2 protein-coding genes are annotated in these 3866 nt (G+C 58.2%); both read right to left on the bottom strand.

From position 1 onward, the window contains the following. Positions 1-842: 842 nt before the first annotated feature. A complete protein-coding gene (gene folE2 / locus VJ698_RS21950; protein ID WP_324104950.1) occupies positions 843-1646 on the bottom strand; it encodes a GTP cyclohydrolase FolE2 in 804 nt (267 codons plus the stop codon). Continuing rightward, positions 1643-3688, bottom strand: a complete 2046-nt coding sequence (locus VJ698_RS21945; protein ID WP_324104949.1) for an ASKHA domain-containing protein — start codon at positions 3686-3688, stop codon at positions 1643-1645. Before VJ698_RS21945 ends, folE2 begins: the two co-directional genes overlap by 4 nt. Between the last annotated feature and the right edge of the window lie 178 nt (positions 3689-3866).

The raw sequence follows: 3866 nt of genomic DNA, 5'->3' as shown, positions 1-3866 counted from the left end.
ACGAGTTCGTCGTCAGGCAGCGTCGTCAGGTCCAAATCGTCGTCGTTGTCAATCGGGTCCGTCATGGTCATGTTCTCCTTCTAGGTGCGTTGCGGATGCCGATCCTGCGGCTCCGTGGTATGTGAAGGTTAGGCCTACCCGCAGAATGCAACACGCCTCTCGACGACCCGTGCATGCCCAATTACGCCACACCGAAGTGTCCGTGATACTCGCGATTGATGACCTTGATCCGGGCCGTCGTGTTTCGACCTGCATTCGTCGCAATCAGACAGGTCGCGCCTACCCGGTTCCTGCTCCTGGATGAGCTGAAGTGCAGCTTCGACAAGAACATACTGAGGACTGAGGGAGGCATCGAATGGAAGATGCAGCACATCGTCGTGCGGGCGAAAGTACTACCATGGGACCGAGGCATAACTCCTGCCCCCGAGAACTGCAGTATCGCCAGCAAACCGGCGAACTGAAGATGAAAGCTCCGGCTATGGTCTCGAACGCATCTGACCTGAATTACCTCGCCGAATAGCTCAGCAATCCGTTCTGTCTCCTGCCGGCGTTTGTTCTAATTGGTTCGAAAACACAGACGGCACGGAATGTATGGCCAGCCTGACGATTGAAGACTCGGGACGTGGTTGTGCAATTAGAGCGTCCCGATGATTTTGCAGGGTGGGTAGAGCAAAATGAAAGCCGCCGGTGCCTGGTCTGCCGACAATCTAGCGTGGGCATTCTTGATGTCACTGCCATAATGCACAACCCACCCTACATCTATAGCTGGGTGACCGACCAGCTTGTGCGCTGCGCTTATGGCCGTCCTGTCGAGTCGCAAAATATAGGAGGCAAAGATACAGTCAGCGGGTGATGCGTTTGTCGCGCTCGATCAGCGCATAAGCCGAGTGGTTGTGGATAGATTCAAAATTTTCCGATTCTACGATGTAGCGCTCGATGCGGCCCTCTGCATTGAGAAGACCGGCGACATCGCGCACCAGGTCTTCGACGAATTTCGGATTCTCGTATGCGCGCTCGGTGACAAACTTCTCGTCAGTACGCTTGAGCAATCCATAGAGCTCACTCGAGCCCTGGCTCTCGATGAGCTGTACGAGTTCCTCGATCCATAGTAGACCCCGCGTCTGTGCAGTGACGGTGATGTGTGAGCGTTGGTTATGCGCGCCGTGGATGGAAATCTCCTTGGAGCAGGGACACAAGCTTGTCACGGGCACCACGACCTTCATCGTGAATACATATTCGCCTCCTTCATGCAGCTCTGCGATAAAGGTGACCTCGTAGTCCATCAGACTGCGCACGCCGGAGACCGGCGCCGTCTTGTTGATGAAATACGGGAAGCGCATCTCGATAGTGCCAGCCTCGGCATGCAGGCGCTCGATCATTTCCGACAGCATCGGTCCGATCGATTCCACCGAGATGTCCCGCTCCTTGCTGTTCAGGATCTCAACGAAGCGCGACATATGCGTGCCCTTGAAATGATGTGGCAGGCCGACATACATGCTGAATTCCGCAACTGTATGCTGCACGCCGCCGCTTTTATCGCGCACGCGCGCCGGATGACGGATCGCCTTGATGCCGACCTTGTCGATCACAAGTCGACGCTTGTCTTCGGAGCTCTGCACATCCGCAAGTACCGCAGCGTCGGTCATGCCTGCGCTTCCTCGATGGCCGGCCGGTCACGGCGTCCACGCCGCGAGCGACCGGTGGATACCGCGCTCTCGCTCACCCGGGGTTCCGGGAGCGTAACAACCGAGCGCAGCTTGGGATAAGAATGGTGCTTGTGCGGAATGGCCATCGCCTCAATGAAATACTGCTGGAAGCATGGTTCCACTGCTGTTTCAATCTTGTCGACGCGACGAACGACCACCTCGATTTCCTCGCGTCGACGCCGGTTTAGCAGCGCAATACGTGCACCGGTGCCGGCTGCGTTGCCGACCGCGGCGACATGTTCGAGCGTACAGTCAGGAATCAAGCCGAGAATCATGGCGTATTTGACATCGATGTGGCTGCCGAATGCACCGGCGAGCCTGACCCGGTCGATGGTATCGATGTGCAGCTTATCCATCAGCAAACGGATGCTGGCCGACAGTGCGGCCTTGGCAAGCTGGATTGCACGCACATCGTTCTGGGTGATCTGCAGCGTGCGCTCCTCGTTTTCAAACAGGGTATAAACAAAGGTGCGTCCACTGGCCTTCACCCGCGGGGTACGCGTGGCCAATGTGCCGTCAACTACGCCGTCCTGATCGATAATTCGGGCCAGATACATCTCAGCGATGACCTCGACGATCCCGGAGCCGCAAATTCCGGTGATGCCAATCTCCGCGATCGCCTCGGCGAAGCCCGGCTCGTCCGACCACAACTCACAGCCAATGACTCTGAATCGCGGCTCCAGTGTGTCGGGATTGATTCGCACTCTTTCAATGGCTCCCGGCGCCGCGCGTTGTCCGCAACTGATCTGCGCGCCCTCAAAGGCCGGGCCGGTCGGACAGGACGCTGCGAGCAAGCGCTCGCGGGTTCCAATCACAATTTCAGCGTTGGTGCCGATGTCGATGATTAGCGTCATCACATCGGTGGCATAGGGCATTTCGGACAAGATTACGGCAGCGGTATCTGCGCCCACGTGTCCGGCAATGCACGGCAGCCCATAGACGCGGGCACCGGGATGGATGTGGAGGTCCATTTCGGTAGCCGGCAGCCCAGCAATCGCCTCGTCGGTTGCCAGCGCGAACGGCGCACCGCCTAGCTCAATCGGATTGATACCAAACAAGAGATGATGCATGATCGGGTTGCCGACGAAAGTAGCATCGATAATCTCGGCAACGTCAATGCCTGCCGCCGCTGCAAGCTGGGTAGCAATATCGTTCAGCGAGAGGTGTACCTCGCGCGTCATCTCGCGGTCGCCGCCTGGCTTCATCATGACATAGGAGACTCGGCTCATCAGATCCTCGCCGAAGCGGATTTGCGGATTCATTCTGCCTGCCGACGCAAGGACCTCGCCGGTCTTCAGATCACACAGATGCGCAGCGATGGTTGTCGAACCAACGTCTACTGCCATACCGTAGACTTTTTCACGCATGCCGGGCCACACCGCGATGATGCGTTCGCCGTCGAGCACCGCCACGGTGACCTTCCAGTTGCCCTGGCGCAGAACGCCCTGCAGCTCTTGTACCACCCGCATGTCAACCTGAAGATCGGTCAGCCGCCAGTCGAATTCCAGCGCCTCCTTGAGACGGCGCAGGTCAGAAGATGGCAGGTGCATGTCCGGCTGCTGAACTTCGACGTAGTGCAGTGTAACCGGCGGTTCGACTTCAATGTCGAGTGCTTCTGCACTCTTACGCACGACCTGGCGATGCACCTGGCTGTCTGCAGGCACATCGATCACGACATCACCGAGCACCGTCGTCGAGCAGCTCAGGCGCCGGCCGTCAATCATCGCACCGTTGATTTTCTCCCATGCATACTCGTTCTCGCCGCGTTCACTGAGATTCTCCGCGCATGAACAGATGCCGTGCTTGGGGAACTCGCCTTCGCTAAGCACGACCTGACAGCGGCCACATGTGGCGCGTCCACCGCAAACGGAGTCGATATCAACACCGAGTGTGCGTGCGGCCTGCAATACGGACGTGCCGATCGGAAATCGGCCGCGCCTTCCGGATGGGGTAAAAACAACGAGTGCGTCCTGGCTCACCATACTCTCCTGTGTGATTTTGAAAGTTGTTGATTGTTGAGTGTTGGGTGTTGAAGCGATCAGGCCTCGACACGACGGCGGCGCGCCGTGCGCCGGCCTGCCGCCTCAGCGCCGTCTGCGCCTGCAGGTACTTCGCGGAACTTGCGGATCCAACGCATGCAGTCCTGGTCGTGGCCCATCA

Source organism: Noviherbaspirillum sp. (genome assembly GCF_035254685.1).
Taxonomy (GTDB): Bacteria; Pseudomonadota; Gammaproteobacteria; order Burkholderiales; family Burkholderiaceae_D; genus Noviherbaspirillum.
The sequence above is the reverse complement of the archived record's forward strand: the minus strand, read 5'-3'. Positions and strand labels throughout refer to the sequence as shown.

Excerpts from the sequence above, each read along its gene's own strand:
- folE2 (WP_324104950.1), bottom strand. The coding sequence starts at position 1,646 with ATGACCGACGCTGCGGTACTTGCGGATGTGCAGAGCTCCGAAGACAAG.
- VJ698_RS21945 (WP_324104949.1), bottom strand. The coding sequence starts at position 3,688 with ATGGTGAGCCAGGACGCACTCGTTGTTTTTACCCCATCCGGAAGGCGC.